The sequence below is a fragment of the Neisseria sp. 23W00296 genome, from assembly GCF_044772855.1.
Taxonomy (GTDB): Bacteria; Pseudomonadota; Gammaproteobacteria; order Burkholderiales; family Neisseriaceae; genus Neisseria.
Genome location: NZ_CP173024.1, coordinates 1,087,208 through 1,108,886, shown reverse-complemented (window position 1 = coordinate 1,108,886; position 21,679 = coordinate 1,087,208). Strand labels below are relative to the sequence as shown.

Sequence of the window (21,679 nt, the reverse complement as noted above, 5' to 3'; positions counted from 1 at the left end):
CGTCCTTTTATCAAACACGAAAGCAGATTATGAAAACCCTCACCGAATGGCTTGCCCACTTGGAAACCGCCCACAGCAACGGCCCGATAGACATGGGCTTGGATCGCGTCGGCGAAGTGAAACGGCGCATGGCGCTGAACCCCGCCTGCCCCGTCATCGTCGTGGCGGGCACCAACGGCAAAGGCTCGGTCTGCGCCTTTCTCACGCACATTTACAAAGAAGCCGGTTTCAAAACCGGCACCCTCACCAGTCCCCACCTGCTGCGCTACAACGAGCGCATCGCCCTCAACGGCGAGCCCGTTTCAGACGGCCTCATCACCGCATCCTTCGAGCGCATCGAAGCCGCACGCGGCGACATCTCCCTCACCTATTTCGAATTCAACACCCTCGCCGCCATCGACATCTTCATCCGCGAACAGGTCGACATCATGATTCTCGAAGTCGGCCTCGGCGGCCGCTTGGACGCCGTCAATGTTTTTGACGGCGACGTCGCCGTCGTTACCAGTATCGATCTCGACCATCAGGCCTTTCTCGGCGACACCGTCGAACAGGTCGGCTACGAAAAAGCCGGCATCTTCCGCAACGGCCGCCCCGCCGTTATCAGCCAAAACCCACCGCCGCAGTCCCTCATCGAACACGCACGCCAAACAAACACCGACCTGCTTATCGCCAAGCGCGACTTCGGCTTTGTCAAACTGGAAAACCAGCAATGGTCGTTCCGCTTCCATCCCGAAAACAGCAGTCTGTTTTCAGACGGCCTCAAACGCAACCGCAACGCCCTGCCCATGCCCGCCCTGCGCGGCGGCTACCAGCTTGCCAACGCTGCCGCCGCCCTCGCCGCCGTCGAATGCCTCAACGGCAAACTGCCCATCGACATCGGCGCCATCAAACGCGGCCTATTGATGGCGGAAAACCCCGGCCGCTTCCAAGTGCTGCCCGGCCGCCCGCTCACCGTGTGGGACGTCGGCCACAATCCCCACGCCGCCCGCGCCATGCGCCAAAGCCTGATCGGCCTGCCCTTCGCGCAAAAACGCACCGCCGTATTTTCCATGCTCTCCGACAAAGACATAGACGGCGTCATCGACATCCTCAAAGACCAGTTTGACATCTGGTACGCCGCCCCCCTGCACCTGCCGCGCGGCATGAGCGCCCAAGACATTGCCGCCAAACTTCAAGCGCACGGCATCACCGAAATCCGCACCTTCGACAGCGTTGCCGACGCCTACCGCGCGGCGTTTGCCGACAGTACGGAAAATGATAGAATCGCCGCCTTCGGCTCCTTCCACACCGTAGCCGAAGTGATGAACCTCAGCGAAAAACCGACAGGCCGCCACGCAGCGGAATAACACACAACGGGAAGCAAAATGGCAGACAAACGACTGGACAGCATGAACGAATACGAGCAACTCAAACGCAAAAACCGCCGCCGCCTGGTCGGCGCATCGGCCATGGTTGTCGTCGCAGGCATCGTATTCGGTGCGGCAGTCGGCAGCGGCAGCGAAGACGCTCCCGCCGAACCCGCAACCGTTGCCGCCGCTCCCCAACCCGAACCCCTGACGCTGCCGCCCGACCAGCCCGAAGAACCTGCCGAACAGGACGATTCGGCCAACGACACTTTCGAGATGCCGTCCGATCCCGTCCCCGAAGCCAAACCGGCAGAAGCCAAACCCGTATACGAATTGAAAGAAGGGCAGGAAACCGTCGAACAGACCGATGCCGACGGCTCGGTGCGCACCGTCGTCAAAAAAGCCGAACCCGCCCGCTACGACCGCGGCAGCGAACCCGTCGTTACCATCAACAACACCAACAAACAGGCAGCGGAAAAAGCCAAACGCAAAGAAGCCGAGAAAGCCGCCGAAGCCAAACGGCTGGCACAGGAAAAACAGCGCGAAGAAGCGGAACGCCGCGCCGAAGCCGAGCGCATTGCCGCCGAAGAAAAAGCCGTTCGGGAACAAAAACTGGCTGAAGAACGCAGCAAAGAAGAGCGCAAACGCCGCGCCGAAGAAAAACGCGCCGCCGATCGCGAGGCCCGCCTGAAACAGGAAGAGCTTGCCCAAGCGCGCAAAGAAGCGGAATTGAAAAAACGTGCCGAAGCACGCAAAGCCGCCGAAGAAAAACGCCTTGCCGAAACGCAAAAACGCGAAGAAGCCAAACAGGCCGCCGAGGAAAAACGTTTGGCGGAACTGAAAAAACGCCGGGAAGAACAAAAACAGGCCGAAGAAAGACGCCTGGCCGATCAGAAAAAGCAACTGGAAGCCAAAAAACAGACTGAGGAGAAACGTCTTGCCGAGCAGAAAAAGCGTCAGGAAGCCGAAAAACAGCAGGCCGAAGCCAAGCGTCAGGCCGAGTTGAAAAAACAAGCCGAAGCGAAAAAGGCGGCTGAGGGAAAACGCCTGGCCGAACAGAAAAAACGGCAGGAAGCCGAAAAACAGCAGGCCGAAGCCAAACGTCAGGCCGAGTTGAAAAAACAGGCCGAAGCGAAAAAGGCCGCCGAAGAAAAACGTCTGGCCGAACAGAAAAAACGGCAGGAAGCCGAAAAACAGCATGCCGAAGCCAAACGTCAGGCCGAGTTGAAAAAACAGGCCGAAGCGAAAAAGGCCGCCGAAGAAAAACGTTTGGCCGAACAGAAAAAGCAGCAGGACGCCAAAAAACAGGCTGAGGAAAAACGCCTGGCCGAGCAGAAAAAACGTCAGGAAGTCGAGAAGCAGCAGGCCGAAGCGAAAAAAGCAGCCGAAGAAAAACGCATTGCCGAGCAGAAGAAAAAACAGGCCGAGGCGAAAAAGGCCGACAACCGGGCACAGCAGGCTCTCGACAACAAAGGCAAGTCCGCCAAGTCCGATCCGCAGGCGGTTTTGGAAAACCAAAAAGGCCGCCGCGCCATGATTCAAACAGGCGCCTACCGCTCGCAGGAGCAGGCGAAAAAAATCCAGCAGCGCCTGGCCGACGCCGGATACAGCGCCTCCATCAGCGAAGCGGACACCGCAAACGGCAAAGTCTACCGCGTCCGTACAGGCTCATTCCCCAATCAGGAAGCCGCGCAAAAAGCACTGGCCCGCATCAGAATGCAGGGTTTGGACGGCGCGGTGGTGCTGGGCAAATGACCGAGAGGCCGTCTGAAAGAGCCAAGCGCCTTTTCAGACGGCCTCTTCCCCGTTTTTCCGATTTGTCCCTATGTCCCTATTCGATATTTTCGCCCTGTCCGTCATCGCCCTGTCGGCGGTGTCCGCCACCGTGCGCGGCATCATCAGCGAACTTTTGTCGCTTATCACCTGGCTGCTGGCGCTGGCCGTTGCCAAAATCGCCGCCGCCCCGCTGGGCGCATCGGTTTTGTCGGTGATACAGCCGCCCGTTCTGGCTACGGCCGCCGGCTTTGTCGCCGCCTTTATTGCCGTGATGCTGGCGATGTCGCTGCTGCGCCCGCTGCTGACCGGCGGAGCGAAAGCGGTGGGGCTGGGCGGCATCAACCGCCTGCTCGGCACGTTCTACGGCACACTGCGCGGCGGCGTGCTGGTGACGCTGGCGGTACTGGCGTGCGCCTTCACCGACCTGCCGCAGAGCGAGGATTGGCGCAGCGCGCAAAGCGCCCCCTTTTTCGAGAGCGCGGCCGAATTGGCCGTGCCCTATCTGCCCGATTATCTGGCGGGCAAAATCAAATACTAACTTTTTGGAGACGAAGCGATGTGCGGTGTTTTCGGCCTGGTGGCCCACGAACCGGTAAACCAATTATTGTATGACGGCCTGCAAATGCTCCAACACAGGGGGCAGGATGCGGCGGGAATCGCCACGCTGGAAGGCCAGACCTTCCACATGCACAAAGGCAAAGGCATGGTGCGCGAAGTGTTCCGCACCCGCAACATGCGCGAGCTGACCGGCAACACCGGCATCGGCCACGTCCGCTATCCCACGGCAGGCAATGCGGGCAGCACGGCCGAAGCGCAGCCGTTTTACGTCAGCTCCCCCTTCGGCATCGTGCTGGCGCACAACGGCAACCTCACCAACACCGACGAGCTTTACCAAAGCGTGTGCGACAAACACCTGCGCCACGTCAATACCGGCTCCGACTCCGAAGTGCTGCTCAACGTACTGGCACACGAGTTGCGCCGCGAAGTGACCGCGTCGAGCAGCCACGAATTGTCCGTCGATCACATCTTCAACGCCGTTTCCAGCCTGCACAAACTCGTGCGCGGCGCCTACGGCGTCGTCGCCCTGATTGCCGGCTACGGCCTGCTCGCCTTCCGCGACCCCTTCGGCATCCGCCCGCTCGCCCTGGGCAGAAATATCAATGAAAAAGGGCAGACCGACTGGGCGGTGGCCTCCGAATCCGTCGTGTTCAACAGCCTCGCCTACGAACTTGTGCGCGACATCGCCCCCGGCGAAGCCGTCTTCATCAGCAACGACGGCAGGCTCTACAGCCGCCAATGCGCCGACGCACCCAAGCTCGCCCCCTGCCTGTTCGAATACGTCTACTTCGCCCGTCCAGATTCCGTTATCGACGGCGTGTCCGTCTACCAGGCGCGCGTCAACATGGGAGTCGCCCTTGCCGAAAAAGTGAAAAGCGAAATCGACCCGGCCGACATCGACGTCGTCATGCCCATCCCCGACACCAGCCGCCCCAGCGCGATGGAGCTGGCCGCCCACCTCGGCAAACCCTACCGCGAAGGCTTCATCAAAAACCGCTACATCGGCCGCACCTTCATCATGCCCGGCCAGGCCACGCGCAAAAAATCCGTGCGCCAGAAACTCAACCCGATGGACAGCGAATTCAAAGGCAAAAACATCCTCCTTGTCGACGACTCCATCGTACGCGGCACCACCAGCCGCGAAATCGTCGAAATGGCCAAAGCCGCCGGCGCGAAAAAAGTCTATTTCGCCTCCGCCGCCCCCGAAGTGCGCTACCCCAACGTCTACGGCATCGACATGCCCACCCGCGAAGAACTCATCGCCAACGGCCGCAGCGCCGCCCAAATCGCCGCAGAAATCGGCGCCGACGGCTGCGTCTTCCAAAATCTTGCCGACCTCGAAAACGTTATCCTCGGCATGAATCCCGCCATCGAAGGCTTCGACGATTCCTGTTTCAGCGGCCGCTACCTCACCGGCGACATCGACGAAGCCTATCTGCAACGCCTCTCCGACAGCAAATCCTCCGGCGCCGCCGCCTTCGTCCGCTCCGGCCTGATCGACCACAGCGTGCGCGTCGAAGACGGCAATGAAGAATAGGCCGTCTGAAACCCCAGCCCCGGCATAGCGCGTTTTTCAGACGGCCTCAGGCTTCGTCAAGGCGCAATGCCGGATTTCCCTTCCCCCGCAACCTAACGACAGAAAGAGAAAAAACAAAAAATGAAACCCGCCCTGCCCCTCAGCGCTTTACTCTCCGCCATCGCCCTGGCCGCCTGCCAGCCGCAACCGGCCGACACGCCCGCCGCTCCCGCTGCGCCGGCCTCGTCGCCCGCCCCCACAGAAGCCACGCCGCACGGCGCCTCCGCACCGTCCGCAGCATCCGCGGGCAAACAGGAAGACCCAGCCTTCAAAGCCGACGCACTGCTGCTGCTCAAAACCATAGAAGAAATCGGCACACAAAGCTCGCTGTATCTCGATTCCGACGACATGCGCCGCAAAGTCGAAGAAATCCGCAAAACCGCCGACAAAGCCCGCCGCAACCGCCTCACCGTCGAAATCTACCGCAGCAACATCCAAGTCTACCAAGACGCCGTTGCCAAGCTGCAAGATCTGAAAGTGCAGGACAAAGAAACCTCCGCCCTGCGCGACCTATGGATTAAAAAATTCAAAACCGACATCGAACTCTTCGAAATCCAAATCAAAGAACAGGACAACGGCCTCAGCGACGAACAGCTCCAGGAAAAATACAAAGACCTCTACCGCCAAAACCGCGAGCTGGCGCAAGACGCCGCCGAGCAGAACATGGCCTTCTACAAACGCACGCGCTAGAGTGCAACACGAAAGGCCGTCTGAAACCGCCAAGCGCTTTCAGACGGCCTCTTTTTCACTTCGTCGAAACTCCGCTTTCAGAAACGACACTATCACAAAGACGGGAACGTCCCCGCCGCTCCGCCGACGGACAGAGGCCGTCTGAAAAATGCCGCGTATCGCAGCGCCTACCGCCATTTTCCGTTTTCAGACGGCCTCATAGCCCTCTCTGTTCCAAACCTCCGTGCCGCAGACAAAACAGATTGAGGCCGTCTGAAAATACCGCGCGGTGCGGCAGGTACCGCCGTTTCCCACTTTCGGAAACATCATTTCCGCACTGGCGGGAACGGCCTCAACCCGCTTCATGGTCTGCGCGGCAAACCTGCGGCGCGGCCGTGCGCCAATCGGGCTATAATCCGCCCCTTTTTCCGACTCCCGCCCAATGCCATGACCGACAATCCGTGCTACCTGATACTCGCCCCCATGCAGGGGCTGGCCGACGCGCCGATGCGCGACCTGCTCACCCGCATCGGCGGCTTCGACGAATGCGTCAGCGAGTTCGTCCGCATCACGCACACCGTCCACTCCCGCGCCACCTGGCTCAAACACGCGCCCGAAATGGCGCACGGCAACCGCACCCCCTCGGGCGTGCCCTGCACCGTCCAGCTTTTGGGCAGCGACGCGGACAACATGGCGGCCAACGCGCTGGAAGCCGTGCGCTTCGGCGCGGAAAAAATCGACCTCAACTTCGGCTGCCCCGCGCCCACGGTCAACAAACACCAGGGCGGCGCGGTGCTGCTCAAAGAACCCGAGCGCGTGCACCACATCGTCAAAACCCTGCGCCGCGCCCTGCCCGCGCACATCCCGCTCACCGGCAAAATGCGCCTCGGTTTCGACGACAAATCGCTGGCGCTGGAAAACGCGCAGGCCATCGCAGAAGGCGGCGCCTGCGCCCTCACCGTCCACGCCCGCACCAAGGTCGAAGGCTACGAGCCGCCCGCGCATTGGGGCTGGGTAAAGAAAATCGCCTCGGCGGTGGACATTCCCGTCACGGCCAACGGCGACGTGTTCACGCTGCAAGACTATCTCGACATCAAACGCGAAAGCGGCTGCACCGGCATCATGATCGGGCGCGGCGCAGTGATCCGCCCCGGGCTGGCGCGGCAGATTAAGGCTTACGAAAACGGCCAAGCGGCGGCGGAAATGCCCTTTGCCGAAACGCTAAACTGGATACGGCTGTTTGTCGGCCTGTGTCTGGATGCGGCAGGCGGCAGCGAAAAATACGCCGTCGCCCGCCTGAAACAGTGGCTGGGCATGATGAAACAGGCCGAGCCGCAGGCGGAGCGGCTGTTTGCCGTTTTGCGCACGCTTAAAGACGCGGCGGCGGTGCAGGCGGCGCTGGCGGATTTTCAAGCGCAGGATTAGGGGCTGTTTGCAATTGGTTTGCGTAGCGGATTTTGCGTCAGAAAGCGGCAGATGCAAGGCGAAAATGCGAGCCTATGCTGCCCATAGGCGGGTATTTTCAACGCGGCAGATGCCGTTTTATGGCGTTAAAGCCGCCGCAATACCAATTGTAAACAGACCCTAAGTCCGCCAAACATAAAGAGGCCGTCTGAAAACCATTCAGACGGCCTCAAGCCTTTTTCAGACGGCCTTATTTCAAAGCGGCGAAATACAGCAGCACCAAAGCGCCGAGCACGATTCTGTACCAGCCGAAGATTTTGAAATCGTGCCGCTTGATATAGGCCATCAGGAATTTGATGGCGAGAATGCTGACGACGAAGCTGACAATCATGCCGCAGGCCAAAACTCCCGCTTCGTGCGCGGTAAACGACAGGCCGTGTTTGGCGATTTTCAGCAGGCTGGCGCCGAACATCACGGGCACGGCGAGAAAAAAGGTAAATTCCGCCGCCACTTCGCGGCTGAGGCCGACGGCAATGCCGCCCAAAATTGTCGCCCCCGAACGGCTGGTACCGGGCAGCACGGCGGCAATCACCTGAAACAGCCCCACCCACAGCGCCTGCGTGTAGGAAATGCCTGTCAGATCGACGGTTTTCGGCCTATGGTGTTTGTTACGGTTTTCGACAACGATAAAGGCGATGCCGAACACAATCAGCATCACCGCCACCGTCCACGGATTGTAAAAATGGCTGTCTATCCAGTCGTTCAGCGACAGGCCGACCACGGCGGCGGGCACGCAGGCGAGGAGGATTTTGCTCCACAGCGGCACGGCTTCGCGTTTCAGGCGCAGGCCGCGCGCAAACGGCCACAGCTTGTCGAAATACAAAACGGCCACCGCCGCAATCGCGCCGAGCTGGATCACGACGAGGAACATTTTCCAAAATTCGGGCGACACATCGAGCCGCACAAACTCGTCCAGCAGAATCATATGGCCGGTGGAACTGACGGGCAGCCACTCGGTAATGCCCTCCACAATGCCGAACAGCGCGGCTTTCAAAATATCTGACATACAACACTCGCAAACGGAAAAAAGGGCGGATTCTACCCGATTTCGGCAAAGAGGCCGTCTGAAAACGACAGCCGCGCCTTTCAGACGGCCTCAGAGTATAGTGAACCAACACGAAAATCTACGGCGTTGCTGCGCCTTGCCGTACTACTTGTACTGTCTGCGGCTTGCTGCCTTGTATCTTTCCTATTTTGTTTCACTATATGTCGGCATCTGGCTTTTGAAACGGATGGCCTGCACATCCTTAGGCGTACAAAGGCCGTCTGAAAACCCTCCGCACGCGGCGGCGGTTTTCAGACGGCCTCTTTAACTTTGATACGGCAGACAGGCGCCGCGCCTTATTCCTCGTCGGTCGGCTCGCTGCGGATAATCAAAAGCGGCAGATGGCTCTGGCGCATCACGGTTTCCGCGAAGCTGCCCATCAACAGGTGCATCAGACCCGTGCGGCCGTGCGTACCCAAAACCAAAAGGTCGGCGCCCTGCTGGTCGGCATAATCCACCAGCTCCTGCGCCATCTCGCGCGCGCCCTTGTTCGCCAAAAGCAGGTGCGTGCTCACGCCCGCAATGCCCGCTTCCGCGCCGTTGGTGATTTCCAAAGCGGCCGAAAGCACCTCGTTGCCGTTGGCAATGGCAGCCTCCTCATAGCTGTCCTGCTGCAAAAACTCCGGCGCGAGCGCCATGTATTCGGCGGGATTGGCAACGTGTACCAAAGTCAGACGGGCCTTGCCCGCAGCCGCCACGCTGCATGCGTGTTTCAAGGCGTTGGCAGAAGTTTCGCTGCCGTCTACCGCTACCACCAGATGCTTATACATAAAAACTCTCCTTGACGTTGATATAGGACTTTGTCCTGCGGACAGGCCGCAGGACGCGCAGTATAATCCAGCCCGCGCGCAAGATGCGCATTTTTTCCGTTTTGATTTGACCTCACGCAATGACCGATTCCCCACCCTCCCGCCGCTTCGGCGGCATCGCCCGCCTCTACGGCCAACCCGCCCTGCAACGCCTGACGCAGGCGCACGTCTGCGTCGTCGGCCTCGGCGGCGTCGGCTCGTGGGCGGCGGAAGCCCTCGCCCGATCCGGCGTCGGTGCGCTCACCCTGATCGATTTGGACAACGTCGCCGAGTCCAACGTCAACCGCCAGCTCCACGCCCTTACCGACAACTTCGGCAAAGCCAAAACCACCGCCCTGGCCGAACGCATCGGCCAAATCAACCCCGCCTGCCGCGTCAGCGAAATCGAAGACTTCGTCACCGAAGAAAACCTGCACGAGATTTTCAGACGGCCTTTCGGCTTCGTGATCGACGCCATCGACCAAGTGCGCGTCAAAGCCGCCATGGCCGCCCATTTCGTGCACAGCGGCCAGCCCTTCGTATTGAGCGGCGGCGCGGGCGGACAACGCAACCCCGCCCACATCCGCACTGCCGACCTCTCCGCCGTCACCCACGACCCGCTCTTAGCCAACCTGCGCTACACCCTGCGCCGCCGCTACGGCTTTTCGCGCGACCCCAAACAGAAAATGCGCGTCCCCTGCGTCTATTCCCTCGAAAACACCACTCCGCCGCAAACCGCAGCCGCCTGCGACACCGCGCCGCAGGGACTCTCCTGCGCGGGCTACGGCGCCAGCATGCTGGTGACCGCCGCCTTCGGCCTCTACTGCGCCCAAGCCGCTGTCGAGCACATCGTGTCGCAAAAACCGTAAACACCCTTTGCCGCCAAGGCGCAAAGCGCGATAATGGACACACAGAAACAGGCCGTCTGAAAGCGCAGCTTCAACGAAGTTAAAAGCAAAAACACAAACCGCCCGCCGTTTTTCCACCCAACCGCAAAGGAGCAGCCGCATGAAACCCATCCTCCCCGCCGCCGCACTCGTCCTCCTCGCCGCCTGCGCCCTCACCCCCGAGCAGCGCGCCGAGCGCGAAGCCGCGCAAATCCGCGCCCGGCAAAACCTGCAAGTCGCCCTCGCCGCCCAGTGCGACCCCGGCACCGCCGCCCTGATGCGCCGCCAGTTCGACGGGCAAACCGGTGCAAACGCCAAAGAAAAACAGGCCTTCCGCCTCGCCTACATCGACAAAGTGGAAGACAAAATGTTCCAAGCCTGCTACCGCATGGCCTGGCAGACCTACACCGCCGAGCAGCGCCTGGCAGACCTGCGCCGCTACAGCTACTACGACGACTGGTGGTACGGCCCGCGCCCGTGGGGGCCCTGGTGGTGGTGAGGCCGTCTGAAAGCCCGCCTTCCTTTTAAACAACCCTTTTTCAGACGGCCTCAAAGGCCGTCTGAACCTTGCCGCCGCCGGCGAAAGCGCGGATAATCCGCCCCGCTTGAAATCCTTGTTTTCAGACGTTTTCAAACCTTTCAGGCTGCCTTCACATCCCAAGGCAGCCTGAAAACCGTTTCACCACACCAAACACAGCACAAACACCATGAAATCTCCCGAACTCCTGCTGCCCGCCGGCGGCCCCGAGCGCATGCGCACCGCCTTCGATTACGGCGCGGATGCCGTTTATGCCGGCAGCCCGCGCTATTCGCTGCGCGCCCGCAACAACGAATTCGCCAAGCTCGATGTGCTTTCAGACGGCATCCAAGAAGCCCACCGCCGCGGCAAAAAATTCTTTCTCACCTGCAACACCCTGCCGCACAACTCCAAGCTCAAAACCTTTGTCGCCGACATGGAACCCCTTGTCGCCATGAAGCCCGACGCGCTGATTATGGCCGACCCCGGTCTGATTATGGTTACGCGCGAACGCTGGCCGGAGATGCCGATACACCTGTCCGTGCAGGCCAATACCACCAATTATTGGGGCGTGAAATTCTGGCAAAAAATCGGCGTCGAACGCATCATCCTGTCGCGCGAATTGTCGATGGAAGAAATCGCCGAAATCCGCCAGGAATGCCCGGACATCGAACTGGAAGTTTTCGTACACGGCGCCCTGTGCATCGCCTATTCCGGCCGCTGCCTGCTTTCGGGCTACTTCAACCACCGCGACCCCAACCAAGGCACCTGCACCAATTCCTGCCGCTGGGACTACAAAGTCCACGACGCGCAAATCGACGATATGGGCGATGCCAAACTACTCGAAGGCTTCGACTTCAACAAAGCGCAGGAAGAAGCCAACCAGGCCTTTGAAGGCATCAACGGCCAAAAACGCCACCCCAAAGCCGACAAAATCTTCCTGCTCGAAGAGTCCAACCGCCCGGGCGAATACATGCCGATTATGGAAGACGAACACGGCACCTATATTATGAATTCCAAAGACCTGCGCGCCGTCGAGCAGGTGGCCGAACTGGCAAAAATCGGCGTGGACAGCCTGAAAGTGGAAGGCCGCACCAAATCGGTTTACTACGTCGCCCGCGTCGCCCAAGCCTACCGCAAAGCCATCGACGACGCCGTCGCCGGCCGCCCCTTCGACTACGGCCTCTTGGCCGAACTCGAAGGCCTGGCCAACCGCGGCTACACCACCGGTTTTCTCGAACGCCACCAAACGCAGGAATACCAAAACTATCTCGAAGGCCATTCGCTCTCCAAGCAAAGCCAGTACGTCGGCCAGGTCAGCGCCATCGACGCCGACGGCTGGGCCACGGTGGACGTGAAAAACCGCTTTGCCGTCGGCGACACGCTGGAAATCATCCACCCGCAGGGCAACCAAACCATTATCTTGCAGGCGATGAAACGCGGCGGCGAAGCGGCCGACGTCGCCCCGGGTAACGGCATCCAGGTGCAGATTCCGGGAATGCAGGGGCAGGACAAGGCGCTGGTGGCCAGAATCATCAACCCGTAACCGCGCCGCCGTCCGCAACGGCAAAAGGCCGTCTGAAAGCAAAGGCCGTCTGAAAACCTTTTCAGACGGCCTCGGCATGGCAAACAGAGCATTCCGTATATAATCCGCCGCATCCGTATCTTCGTCCGAAGGAAGAAAAATGGCCTTATATGCAGCCATCGCCGCGGGTCTTGTTACCGCCTACCTGCTGTTTCTGCTGCTCTTTGGCGATTGGGAAGAGCTGTGGGACAGCATCAAACTCTCGTTCACCCCGATATCTTCAGCGCCCTGCTCGGCCGCTGGCACGAAGACCAGTGGGCAAGCGTCAAGCTCACGCTTTGGATAGGCATCAGCGTGCTCGCCGCCATCGGCGCGTATGCCGCCTTCCAATAACGGCAAAGGCCGTCTGAAACCCGTTCAGACGGCCTAAACAAAGGAAACCCCATGTCCGAACGCAGACCCGACAAAACCCTGGGCAAACCCGAACGCATCATGCTCGTCGGCGTCATGCTCGAAGCCGACTACAGCGGCGCCAACGAAACCCGCGAACGCGCCTTCCGCGCCGCCTTCGACGAAGCCGCCGAACTCGTCAGCGCCACCGGCGGCGAACTCGTGCGCTGCGAAACCGCCAAACGCGCCCGCGCCCACACCGCCCTTTTTGTCGGCACCGGCAAAGCCGAAGAACTTGCCGCCGCCGTCGCCGCCGACAACATCGAACTGGCCGTGTTCAACCACGAACTCAGCCCCACGCAGGAGCGCAACCTCGAAAAAATCCTGCAATGCCGCGTGCTCGACCGCGTCGGCCTCATCCTCGCCATCTTCGCCCAACGCGCGCAAAGCCAGGAAGGCCGTTTGCAGGTCGAACTCGCCCAACTCACCCACCTTTCCGGCCGCCTCGTGCGCGGCTACGGCCACCTGCAAAGCCAAAAAGGCGGCATCGGCCTCAAAGGGCCGGGCGAAACCCAGCTCGAAACCGACCGCCGCCTCATCGGCCAAAAAATCACCGCCCTGAAAAAACGCCTCGAGGCCGTCAAACGGGGGCGCGCCACCCGCCGCAAAGCCCGCCAAAGCGGCAGCCTGCCCACCTTCGCCCTTGCCGGCTACACCAACACCGGCAAATCCAGCCTGTTCAACCGCCTCACCAAAGCCGACGTTTTCGCCAAAGACCAGCTCTTCGCCACCCTCGACACCACCGCCCGCCGCCTCTATCTCTCGCCCGAAGCCAGCGTTATCCTCACCGACACCGTCGGCTTCGTGCGCGACCTGCCGCACGGCCTTGTCGCCGCCTTTTCCGCCACCCTCGAAGAAACCGCCCTCGCCGACCTTATCATCCACGTTATCGACGCCTCGCGTGACGACCACGAGCGGCAAACCGACGACGTCAACCGCGTCCTCGCCGAAATCGGCGCGGGCGACATCCCTCAGCTCTTGGTCTACAATAAAACCGACCTCCTGCCGCCCGACACCCGCCCCACAGGCATCTTGCGTAATGCCCAAGGCCGCCCCATCGCCGTCAATATTTCCGTCAAAACCGGCGCAGGGCTGGACGGACTGCGCCAAGCCCTGATCGAACTCGCCCTTTCAGACGGCCTTTACAAGCCGTAAACCGCCGCCGTTTCCCTAACGAACCCGCTTTTTTCAGACGGCCTTTTTATACCGATCCGCTTATTCCTGCTCCGCCCTGTCCGGCAGCACCAGATTCAGCACAATCGCCAGCACGGCGCACAGGCCGACGCCGGCGAAGCTGACGCTGCCGACTTTGAACACCATGCCGCCGACGCCCGTGGTCAGCACCGAGCTGGCGATCACCAGGTTTTTCGGCCTCATCAAATCCACCTGCGCGTCGATCAGCGTTTTCAGGCCGAGCGAGGCGATGGTGCCGAACAGCAGAATCATCACGCCGCCCATCACCGGCAGCGGAATCGAGGCGAGGAAGGCGTTGAATTTGCCGAAAAAGGCCATGCAGACGGCAAAGAGCGCCGCCCAGGTCATGATGGCGGGGTTGCTGTTTTTCGTCAGCATCACCGCGCCGGTCACTTCGCCGTAGGTGGTGACGGGCGGGCCGCCGATCAGGCCGGCCACGCACACGCCCAAGCCGTCGCCCGCCAGCGTTTTGTGCAGGCCGGGGTCGGCGGCGTAGTCCTGCCCCGTTACCTTGCCGATGGCCATGATGCCGCCGATGTGCTCGATGGCGGGCGCGACGGCCACGGGCAGCATAAACAACGCCGCCTGCCAGTTCACTTCGGGGCGGTGGAATTCGGGTACGGTAAACCAGTCGGCCTGCGCAATGGCAGCGGTATCTGCGATGCCCAGCGCCCAAGCCGCGAGATAGCCCGCCGCCACGCCGATCAGAATCGGGATCAGCTTCATCATTTTGCTGCCGAACACGGCAACGACAACGGTCACGGCAAAGGTAAAGCCGGAAAGCAGCAGCGACTGCACATAGTCGTATTTCTGCCCGCCGCCCGCCTGTCCCATCGCCATCTGGCTGGCCACCGCCGCCACCGACAGGCCGATCACCATAATCACCGGCCCGATTACCACGGGCGGCAGCAGCTTGTTCACCGCGTCCAGCCCGCGCCATTTAATCAGCGCGGCGAACACGAAATACATAAAACCGGCGGCAAACAGGCCGAACATCGTGCCGCCCATGCCCCATTCCTGCATCGCGTAAATAATCGGCGCGATAAAGGCGAAGGACGAGCCGAGGAAAATAGGCACCTTGCGCCGCGTGCAAAGCTGGAACAGCAGCGTGCCGATGCCCGCGCCGAGCAAGGCCATAGAAGGGTTGAGGCCGGTGAGCAGCGGCACGAGCACCATCGCACCGAAAGCGACGAAGAGAATCTGCGCCCCCGCCACCGCCTGTTTCAGATATTGCATGATTACGCTTTCTTTACATAAAACGCGCAGATTATAACGGTTTGCCACAGGCTTTGCTAAGCGCCTTTACAGAACGCAAAGGCCGTTCCGCCGGTACCCCTTCGGGGCATAAACGCAGGAATGAAGTTGCCGACAACCGCCGCCCGTTTGCCCTTTGCCGGAACTTCGCTTTCAGACGGCCGCCGCTATACAATCGCCCCTCCCCGTTTTGGAGCACCGCCCATGCCCTGACCGTTTTGGCCGTCTGAAAACACTACCCTGTGGCTTGGCCGTTTCCGCGCCGCCTTCGCCCATGCCCGCGTGCCGCTTACCGCCGCAGGGCTGACTTGCTTGTTAGTAAATAAAATTTACTAAAAATCTTCAATTTAAATTTAAAATATGTAAAAATTAAAAAAATACCGCAATAAATTGCTTTTTTATCAAAAAATATCATGCTTTTAATTTGCCAATTAAGAAATTATCAGATAAGATTTGACACAAGCAGTCATGAAAAGACCGTGAGTACCCTTCTATTAATCAATTAAGATAAGGATGGTGTAATATGAATGAAGATATTTTCAAAGGTAAATGGACACAGCTTAAAGGTAAAGCCAAAGAAAAATGGGGCGAACTGACCAATGACGATTTGGATATCGTTGAAGGCAAACGTGATCAGTTGGTTGGTAAAATCCAAGAACGTTATGGCCGCACCAAGGAAGAAGCTGAAAAAGAGATTGATGACTGGTTGAACGATTAAGTCGTTAAATGATTTGATTTAGGGAGACGGTCGGCTCTGCCGGCCGTTTGTACATTTGCTAAAGGAAAAATTATGCTTCATTATGCAGTGGTTTTTTTCGTAATCGCCATTATTGCAGCGGTATTGGGTTTTGGCGGTATTGCAGGTAGTGCTGCAGGTATTGCCAAAATCTTGTTTGTCGGTTTCCTGATTTTATCGGTGTTGTCACTGATTTTTGGTAGGAAGAAATAAAAGCAAAACGATTGCAATGCAATCTTCATGAATAAGTATTCTCTAACACAATGGCCGTCTGAAATTTTCAGATGGCCATTGTTTTATTCATTTCTTGATAAGAGATGGGCTAAATCGGAGTCCAAAAGCAGCTATATGCTCTACCGCTTCGTGCCCGGCGCGCCCGTTTCCCGCCGCGCCGCCTGGACGGCCGCCGCTGCCGCCGCGCTGCTGCTCAAAGCCGCGGGCTACGCCTTCGCCCGGTACAATGCTACGCTGGCCGCAGGCTATGCGGCGGTGTACGGACGCTTTGCCGCCGTGCTGCTTTTTTTGCTGTGGATCAATCTGCTGTGGACGATGCTGCTCTCCGGCGCAGTGCTCGCCGCCTCGCTTGATGCCACGCGGGAAGAGGCCGTCTGAAAGCGTGGTTTGAACATTGGCAGGCTATCGGGCAGAACCTGAAAAAGGCCGTCTGAAAAAAGGCCGTCTGAAAACCCAAAACAGGGTTTTCAGACGGCCTTTTTTCGTTTTCACACGCGCATCAGGCGGCGATTTTTTCGCAGGCTTTGACGCAGGCGGTGCAGGATTCGTAGCACGCTTTGCATTCGGCGTGGTGTCCCGCGTGCGCTTTGCAGGCGGCGGCGCACTGTTTGCAGGCTTGGGCGCACAGCTTGGCCAGCGCGGGCACGAGCTGCGATTTCTGCGCGGCGAGGTTTTGCAGCGCGCCGCACAGGGCGAGCATCTGGTTCACGGCCACGGAGCAGTCTTTCATGCTTGTGTCGCCCTGATTGAGCAGGGCGATGCAGTGCGCAAGGCAGACCTGCCCTGCGGCAAGGCAGTGGCCGGCAGCCAAACGCGCTTCGTCGTAGGGATTGGCGGCGGCGGGTGCGGCGTGGTGGTGGGCATGGTGGTCGTGGGCTTTGGCCAGCGAAGCGGCGGCGGCGAGGGAAACCGCGGCGGTGCTGCCGATGAATTGGCGTCGGTTCACAGTATTCTCCTTGTTTGGTTTGCAGGAAAGGTTAAACGGAAAACAGCCTTTTGTTAAGAAACGTTGGCTGCGGCCGATATTAACATGTTGCAGCGCCAGGCGGCAAACGGCCGCGCCGCCTGTTTTCAGACGGCCTTTCGGTTAGAATGCGGCCTTGTCGGAAACGCCCGGCCGCTAACATATAAAAGCACAAGGAGAAAACGGATGGCCAAACTGATTCAGAAATATTTTCTGTTCGCCGTGCTGCTGCTGGCGCTGGCGGCGAGCTTTGCCTACAGCCCGCCGTGGCTGCGCCTGTGTTACGGGCTGGCGCTGTTTTTATTCGGCATGCAGAACATCGAAGAAGGGCTGCGCAACGCGGCGGGCGGACGGCTGGAAGGTTGGATGCGCAAGTCCACGGCCACGCCGCTCAAAGGCGTGCTCTTCGGCACGGGTGCGACGCTTATTTTGCAGTCGAGCACGTTGGTGGCGCTCTTGGCGATGGCGTTTTTAAGCTCGGGCATGATTACGCTGCCCGGCGGCATCGCCATCATTCTCGGCACGAATCTCGGCGCGACGGGCGGCGTGTGGCTGCTGGCGCTGGCGGGGCAGAACCTCAGCCTGTCGCCTGCCGCGCTGCCGATGCTGGTGTTCGGTATCCTTCTGGGCTTTTTCGGCGGCCGCAGCCGCGCCCTCGGCCGCGTGCTGGTGGGCGTGGCGCTGATTTTCCTCGGCGTGGACGAAATCAAAGACGGCTTTCAGGCTTTCGGTGCGGACATCGATTTTTCCGGCACGCAGATAGGCGGCATGGCCGAAACCCTGCTCTTTTTCACTGTCGGATTTCTGCTCACCGTCGTCTTGCAGTCGTCGCACGCCACGCTGCTGCTGGCGCTGGCGGCCTTGTCGGGCGGACAGCTCACGCTGATGCAGGGTTTTGCCGTTGCCGTCGGCTCGTGCGTCGGCACCAGCGTGTCCACCGCGCTGGTCGGCATGCTCGGCAGCGACTGCAGCGGGCGGCGGCTGGCGGTGGCGCACGTTTTGTTCAACGTCGTCACCGCCGCCCTGTCGCTGGCCGTGTGGCTGCCGCTGACGCAGGTCGTTATCCTCGCCGGGCAATGGCTGGGCATGGGGGCGCTGCTGCAACTGGCGCTCTTCCACACCCTGTTCAACGTGCTGGGCATCGCCGTGTTCTGGAAATTCCAAGACCGCCTCGCCCGCGAACTCACCCGCCGCCTGCCCGATGCGGCCGACGCCGGCAGCCTGCCCGAAGAAACGGCCGCGCTCGAAGCGCAGTATCTCAACGCCAATATGCTGCTCTCGCCCGATACCGCGCTGGCGGCGCTGGGCAAAGAAGTGCGCCACCTCGACAAAGCGGGTGTCGAAACCGTCTGCCACGCCCTCTTCCTGCCGCCCCCGCTGCTCTATGACGAAACGGCCGACGACCGCAATCTTCCCGACCCCGCGCCGCCGCTCGATGCCGACGTTACCCGCCTGTATGCGCGGCAGATCAAGCCGCTGTTCAGCAGCATCCTCGAATTTGCCGGCAAGCTCGATCCCTCCGACGAAACGCAGCAAAGGCAGCTTGCCGCCGAACAGACCGCCGCTTGGCAGATCGTCGAAACAGTGAAAGAGAGCCAGCACCTGCAAAAAAACATGCAGCAGTATTTGTCCGACAGCGCCTCGCCCGCCAACCGCGACTACCTGCGCCTGCGCCGCCACGTTTTCAAAACCCTGCTGCTGTTCCGCCGCACCGACGGCGCCGACACGGAAGAAGCCCGCGCCGAACTGGCGCACCAGCTCGACGCCCATATCGAAACGCTCGAAACCCTGCGCGGCCGCGCGATGGTGAAACTGCGCAACAAAGAACTGAACGGCTGGCAGGCCTCCTCGCTGCTCAACGACATCACCTACGCCCGCCGCATCGGCCGCGCCCTGGCCGAAATCCTCGCCTCGCGCAACCCGCTGCCGGAAGAGACGGCGCAGGCGGACGAAGGCTTTGCGGCGCAGGAGGCCGTCTGAAAACGGCCTGCCGTTTTCCGTCCGACAAATGTCCGCACCGGAGCTCAAACAGCCTGCGGACACCGACCGGTGCGTTCAGACGGCCTTTCGGCGGCGGCGGCGGCCGGACGTTTTCCCGCCATACGGCTACACTGCGGCCTCCGATTAACCGCAAAAAAAGGAAAGCAATATGAACGGCAAATTCGACGAAATCACCGGCAAACTGAAAGAAGCCGCCGGCGAAGTGTTGGGCGACGGCAAACTGAAAGCCGAAGGTCTGCTGCAACAGGGCGCGGGCAAGGCAAAAGAAGAAGCCGCCGAAATGCTGCAAAAAGGCAAAGACGAAACAAGCCGCCTGGCCGACGAAGCCAAGGCCAAAGCGGAAAGCCTGATTGACGACATCAAAAGCAAATTCTAGGCCGTCTGAAAAAGGCCGTCTGAAAACTCTCTTTCGGTTTTTTCAGACGGCCTTTTTCATTTAACTTCGTTGGAACTTCGCTTTCAGACGGCCTTTGCGTATAGCGGAAGCGGATCAGACGGATTGCAGGAGACCGAACGGGACAGACGGCAGATATCGCAGGGAACGCGTGCGTTGCCGAGCAACACACCCTACGGACGGGCGGCAGGATTGCCGTCCCGTAACGCACGCGGTTTGTGGTTTGGCTGACAACCGTGCGGGCAGGCAAAAGGCCGTCTGAAACCGTCATTCCCGCCGCACACCTGACTCCCTCCCCTGCGCTCCAAGCGCGGGGAAGGGTCGGGGTGGGGGTAGCGGTTCGGAGAACCGCATTTCGCCGATACCCTGCAAAAGTCGCCGCAGCGGCGAGAGTTCGGCAGATCGGGCATTTATGCCTGAAAAACATGGAACGGGAGGGAGTCGGGCATAAATGCCCGATCTACGCGGCTTCGTTGAAGCTGCGCTTTCAGACGGCCTTTGCCTTAGGTTTCACACGGCCTCAAAGGAATCCCGTAGGTCGGATACTTGTATCCGACGTTTCCCCGCAAGGGGAAAATTCACGTTCCGTCACGCCGCTGCCGCCCCATGACGCCCTTGCGGCCGGCCGTCGGATTCGAGAATCCGACCTGCGGTGTGCGTTGTCTGTTAAAGGCCGTCTGAAAACCCTGATTCAGGGTTTTCAGACGGCCTTTTTGCTGCTGCGGTTCTGACAAGCCTACGCTTCCAACACCACGCCGCGCGGGAAGGTTTTTTCGCAATAGTGGCATTTGAGCTTGGTTTGCGCGTTTTGCGTTTTCACATAAAAACGGCTTTTCACCGGCTCGCTGCGGCTGGCGCAGTTGGCGTTGGGGCAGCGGAACACTTCGGCGATTTCGTCGGGCAGTTGCAGGCGGCGTTTGGCCACCACTTTGAAATTTTCGATGGTGTTTACCACCGCCTCGGGAGCAAAGAGGGCGAGGCGGTTGGCGGCGGCATCGTCGAAGGAAACGCCGGCGATTTTGATGATGTCTTTGCTGCCCTGCGTTTTGCTCGGCAGGTTGAAGCCTACGGTGACGGCGCTGCCGTAGTGCAATAGTTTGAACTGGCGCAGGATGGTGAGACCGAGTCCGGCGGGGATGTGGTCGATGACTGTACCTTTTTCGATGGCTTCGACGCTGAGTTTTTTCTGTTCCATGTTTGCTCCTTACACTTCTTCGTTTAACACCAGCGACAGAATCGCCATGCGGGCGTACACGCCGTTGGTCGCCTGTTCGAAATAGTAGGCGTGCGGCGTGGCGTCGACGTCGGGATGGATTTCGTCGACGCGCGGCAGGGGGTGCAAAACGCGCAGATTGGGTTTGGCACCGGCGAGCATGGCGGCGTTGAGGTTGAATTTGCCTTGGATTTTGGCGAACTCTTGTTCGTCGAAGCGTTCGCGCTGTACGCGGGTCATGTAAAGAATATCCGCCCATTCGACGGCTTCTTCGAGACTGCCAAATGTCTGATACGCGCAGCCTTGCGCCTCCAGCTCTTCGGTGATGTATTCGGGCATGGCAAGGCTGGGCGGGGAGACGAAGGCAAATTCGCAGTCCCAACGTTTGAGTGCCTGACAAAGCGAGTGCACGGTGCGGCCGTATTTGAGATCGCCCGCCATGGCGATTTTGAGGCCGTTCAGACGGCCTTGGGTTTCGTAAATCGTTACCAAATCGAGCAGGGTTTGGCTGGGGTGCTGGTTGGTGCCGTCGCCCGCGTTAATCACGGGCACTTTGGAAAACTCGGCCAACACGCGCGCCGCGCCGTCTTTGGGGTGGCGTTGGATGATGGCGTCGGTGTAGCTGGAAATGATGCGGGCGGTGTCGGCCAGCGTTTCGCCTTTTTTGGCACTGGTGTTCGCGCCGTCGGCAAAGCCGATGACTTTGCCGCCGAGCCGCTGCACGGCTGTTTCAAACGACAGCCGCGTGCGCGTGGACGGTTCGAAAAAACACGAGCCGATGAGCCTGCCTTCGAGCAAATCGCCGCGCGGCTCGGCTTTGAGCTTTAAGGCCGTCTGAAGCAGCAGTTCGAGCTGTTCGGTGGAAAGGTCTGAAATGGAGATGATGTTTTGGCGGTAGAGCGGATTGGGCATAGGATTTCCTTTCCGTGAACTTGCGGCCTTCATGCGGCACGCAAGCGCTAAAAAGCCCGCAGGGCGGGCGGGATGGGAAAAGCGGAACAGCCGCTGCGGGCGGCGGGGAAGGTGCGGCGGGCGGGGCGGTTCTGCATAACGGTGTCCGAAGAAAAAACGGGCGCGATTATCGCATA

At 60.0% G+C, this 21,679-nt stretch carries 22 protein-coding genes; 16 read left to right on the top strand and 6 right to left on the bottom strand.

Going from position 1 to position 21,679, the window contains the following annotated elements; genetic code table 11:
* The first annotated feature begins 29 nt into the window (after positions 1 to 29).
* From folC to ACG2K1_RS05530, 6 genes are all read left to right on the top strand, one after another.
* On the top strand, positions 30 to 1,346 hold the full coding sequence (folC, locus tag ACG2K1_RS05555; RefSeq protein WP_009426673.1) for a bifunctional tetrahydrofolate synthase/dihydrofolate synthase: 1,317 nt from the start codon (positions 30 to 32) through the stop codon (positions 1,344 to 1,346).
* An 18-nt stretch (positions 1,347 to 1,364) separates the two neighbouring features.
* A complete protein-coding gene (locus tag ACG2K1_RS05550) occupies positions 1,365 to 3,101 on the top strand; it encodes an SPOR domain-containing protein (protein WP_395428455.1) in 1,737 nt (578 codons plus the stop codon).
* A gap of 70 nt (positions 3,102 to 3,171) precedes the next feature.
* Positions 3,172 to 3,660, top strand: coding sequence for a CvpA family protein (locus tag ACG2K1_RS05545; RefSeq protein ID WP_395428454.1), 489 nt, complete (start codon positions 3,172 to 3,174; stop codon positions 3,658 to 3,660).
* Positions 3,661 to 3,678: 18 nt separating this feature from the next.
* The gene (gene purF, locus ACG2K1_RS05540) at positions 3,679 to 5,217 is read left to right on the top strand and encodes an amidophosphoribosyltransferase (protein ID WP_395428453.1); all 1,539 of its coding nucleotides are present in this window, start codon (positions 3,679 to 3,681) and stop codon (positions 5,215 to 5,217) included.
* A 120-nt stretch (positions 5,218 to 5,337) separates the two neighbouring features.
* The gene (locus tag ACG2K1_RS05535; protein ID WP_009426530.1) at positions 5,338 to 5,946 is read left to right on the top strand and encodes a hypothetical protein; all 609 of its coding nucleotides are present in this window, start codon (positions 5,338 to 5,340) and stop codon (positions 5,944 to 5,946) included.
* Between the two features lie 426 nt (positions 5,947 to 6,372).
* Positions 6,373 to 7,350 carry a tRNA-dihydrouridine synthase gene (locus ACG2K1_RS05530; RefSeq protein ID WP_036496293.1) on the top strand — a complete coding sequence of 326 codons (978 nt, stop codon included), beginning with the start codon at positions 6,373 to 6,375 and terminating at the stop codon, positions 7,348 to 7,350.
* A gap of 229 nt (positions 7,351 to 7,579) precedes the next feature.
* Here the strand turns inward: ACG2K1_RS05530 and ACG2K1_RS05525 are convergent, their stop codons facing one another.
* Together ACG2K1_RS05525 and ACG2K1_RS05520 are read right to left on the bottom strand one after the other, a co-directional pair.
* Positions 7,580 to 8,395 (bottom strand): undecaprenyl-diphosphate phosphatase, encoded by an 816-nt coding sequence (locus tag ACG2K1_RS05525; RefSeq protein WP_009426535.1) that lies wholly within the window; start codon positions 8,393 to 8,395, stop codon positions 7,580 to 7,582.
* 335 nt (positions 8,396 to 8,730) lie between these two features.
* The gene (locus ACG2K1_RS05520; protein ID WP_009426538.1) at positions 8,731 to 9,204 is read right to left on the bottom strand and encodes a universal stress protein; all 474 of its coding nucleotides are present in this window, start codon (positions 9,202 to 9,204) and stop codon (positions 8,731 to 8,733) included.
* Between the two features lie 119 nt (positions 9,205 to 9,323).
* Here ACG2K1_RS05520 and ACG2K1_RS05515 point away from each other — a divergent pair, with 119 nt between their 5' ends.
* The 5 genes from ACG2K1_RS05515 to hflX all read left to right on the top strand — a co-directional run bounded on the left by ACG2K1_RS05515 (position 9,324) and on the right by hflX (position 13,756).
* A complete protein-coding gene (locus ACG2K1_RS05515; protein WP_094031077.1) occupies positions 9,324 to 10,091 on the top strand; it encodes a ThiF family adenylyltransferase in 768 nt (255 codons plus the stop codon).
* A gap of 139 nt (positions 10,092 to 10,230) precedes the next feature.
* Positions 10,231 to 10,608, top strand: a complete 378-nt coding sequence (locus ACG2K1_RS05510) for a hypothetical protein (RefSeq protein WP_009426542.1) — start codon at positions 10,231 to 10,233, stop codon at positions 10,606 to 10,608.
* Positions 10,609 to 10,816: 208 nt separating this feature from the next.
* Entirely contained in the window at positions 10,817 to 12,172 is a 1,356-nt protein-coding gene (gene yegQ, locus ACG2K1_RS05505; RefSeq protein WP_395428452.1) for a tRNA 5-hydroxyuridine modification protein YegQ, read from the top strand.
* A gap of 222 nt (positions 12,173 to 12,394) precedes the next feature.
* The gene (locus ACG2K1_RS05500) at positions 12,395 to 12,544 is read left to right on the top strand and encodes a hypothetical protein (RefSeq protein WP_395428451.1); all 150 of its coding nucleotides are present in this window, start codon (positions 12,395 to 12,397) and stop codon (positions 12,542 to 12,544) included.
* A gap of 51 nt (positions 12,545 to 12,595) precedes the next feature.
* On the top strand, positions 12,596 to 13,756 hold the full coding sequence (gene hflX / locus ACG2K1_RS05495) for a GTPase HflX (protein ID WP_395428450.1): 1,161 nt from the start codon (positions 12,596 to 12,598) through the stop codon (positions 13,754 to 13,756).
* Positions 13,757 to 13,816: 60 nt separating this feature from the next.
* Here hflX and ACG2K1_RS05490 read toward each other — a convergent pair whose 3' ends face one another.
* Positions 13,817 to 15,031, bottom strand: coding sequence for a uracil-xanthine permease family protein (locus ACG2K1_RS05490; protein WP_395428449.1), 1,215 nt, complete (start codon positions 15,029 to 15,031; stop codon positions 13,817 to 13,819).
* Between the two features lie 541 nt (positions 15,032 to 15,572).
* Between ACG2K1_RS05490 and ACG2K1_RS05485 the strand changes: the two genes are divergently transcribed.
* The 3 genes from ACG2K1_RS05485 (at position 15,573) to ACG2K1_RS05475 (ending at position 16,397) form a co-directional block, all read left to right on the top strand.
* Positions 15,573 to 15,767 carry a CsbD family protein gene (locus tag ACG2K1_RS05485; RefSeq protein WP_009426548.1) on the top strand — a complete coding sequence of 65 codons (195 nt, stop codon included), beginning with the start codon at positions 15,573 to 15,575 and terminating at the stop codon, positions 15,765 to 15,767.
* Between the two features lie 72 nt (positions 15,768 to 15,839).
* Complete coding sequence (locus tag ACG2K1_RS05480; RefSeq protein ID WP_009426549.1) at positions 15,840 to 15,998, top strand: DUF1328 domain-containing protein; 159 nt, start codon at positions 15,840 to 15,842, stop codon at positions 15,996 to 15,998.
* Positions 15,999 to 16,133: 135 nt separating this feature from the next.
* Positions 16,134 to 16,397, top strand: coding sequence for a YhjD/YihY/BrkB family envelope integrity protein (locus ACG2K1_RS05475; RefSeq protein ID WP_395428448.1), 264 nt, complete (start codon positions 16,134 to 16,136; stop codon positions 16,395 to 16,397).
* A 121-nt stretch (positions 16,398 to 16,518) separates the two neighbouring features.
* Here the strand turns inward: ACG2K1_RS05475 and ACG2K1_RS05470 are convergent, their stop codons facing one another.
* Positions 16,519 to 16,965 (bottom strand): four-helix bundle copper-binding protein, encoded by a 447-nt coding sequence (locus ACG2K1_RS05470; protein ID WP_395428447.1) that lies wholly within the window; start codon positions 16,963 to 16,965, stop codon positions 16,519 to 16,521.
* Between the two features lie 204 nt (positions 16,966 to 17,169).
* On the opposite strand from ACG2K1_RS05470, the gene ACG2K1_RS05465 reads away from it, so the two are divergent.
* Positions 17,170 to 18,963, top strand: coding sequence for a Na/Pi cotransporter family protein (locus ACG2K1_RS05465; protein WP_395428446.1), 1,794 nt, complete (start codon positions 17,170 to 17,172; stop codon positions 18,961 to 18,963).
* 169 nt (positions 18,964 to 19,132) lie between these two features.
* Entirely contained in the window at positions 19,133 to 19,360 is a 228-nt protein-coding gene (locus ACG2K1_RS05460) for a CsbD family protein (protein WP_009426554.1), read from the top strand.
* 754 nt (positions 19,361 to 20,114) lie between these two features.
* Here the strand turns inward: ACG2K1_RS05460 and pyrI are convergent.
* The gene (gene pyrI, locus ACG2K1_RS05455; protein ID WP_009426558.1) at positions 20,115 to 20,573 is read right to left on the bottom strand and encodes an aspartate carbamoyltransferase regulatory subunit; all 459 of its coding nucleotides are present in this window, start codon (positions 20,571 to 20,573) and stop codon (positions 20,115 to 20,117) included.
* 9 nt (positions 20,574 to 20,582) lie between these two features.
* Positions 20,583 to 21,503, bottom strand: coding sequence for an aspartate carbamoyltransferase (gene pyrB / locus ACG2K1_RS05450; RefSeq protein ID WP_395428445.1), 921 nt, complete (start codon positions 21,501 to 21,503; stop codon positions 20,583 to 20,585).
* Between the last annotated feature and the right edge of the window lie 176 nt (positions 21,504 to 21,679).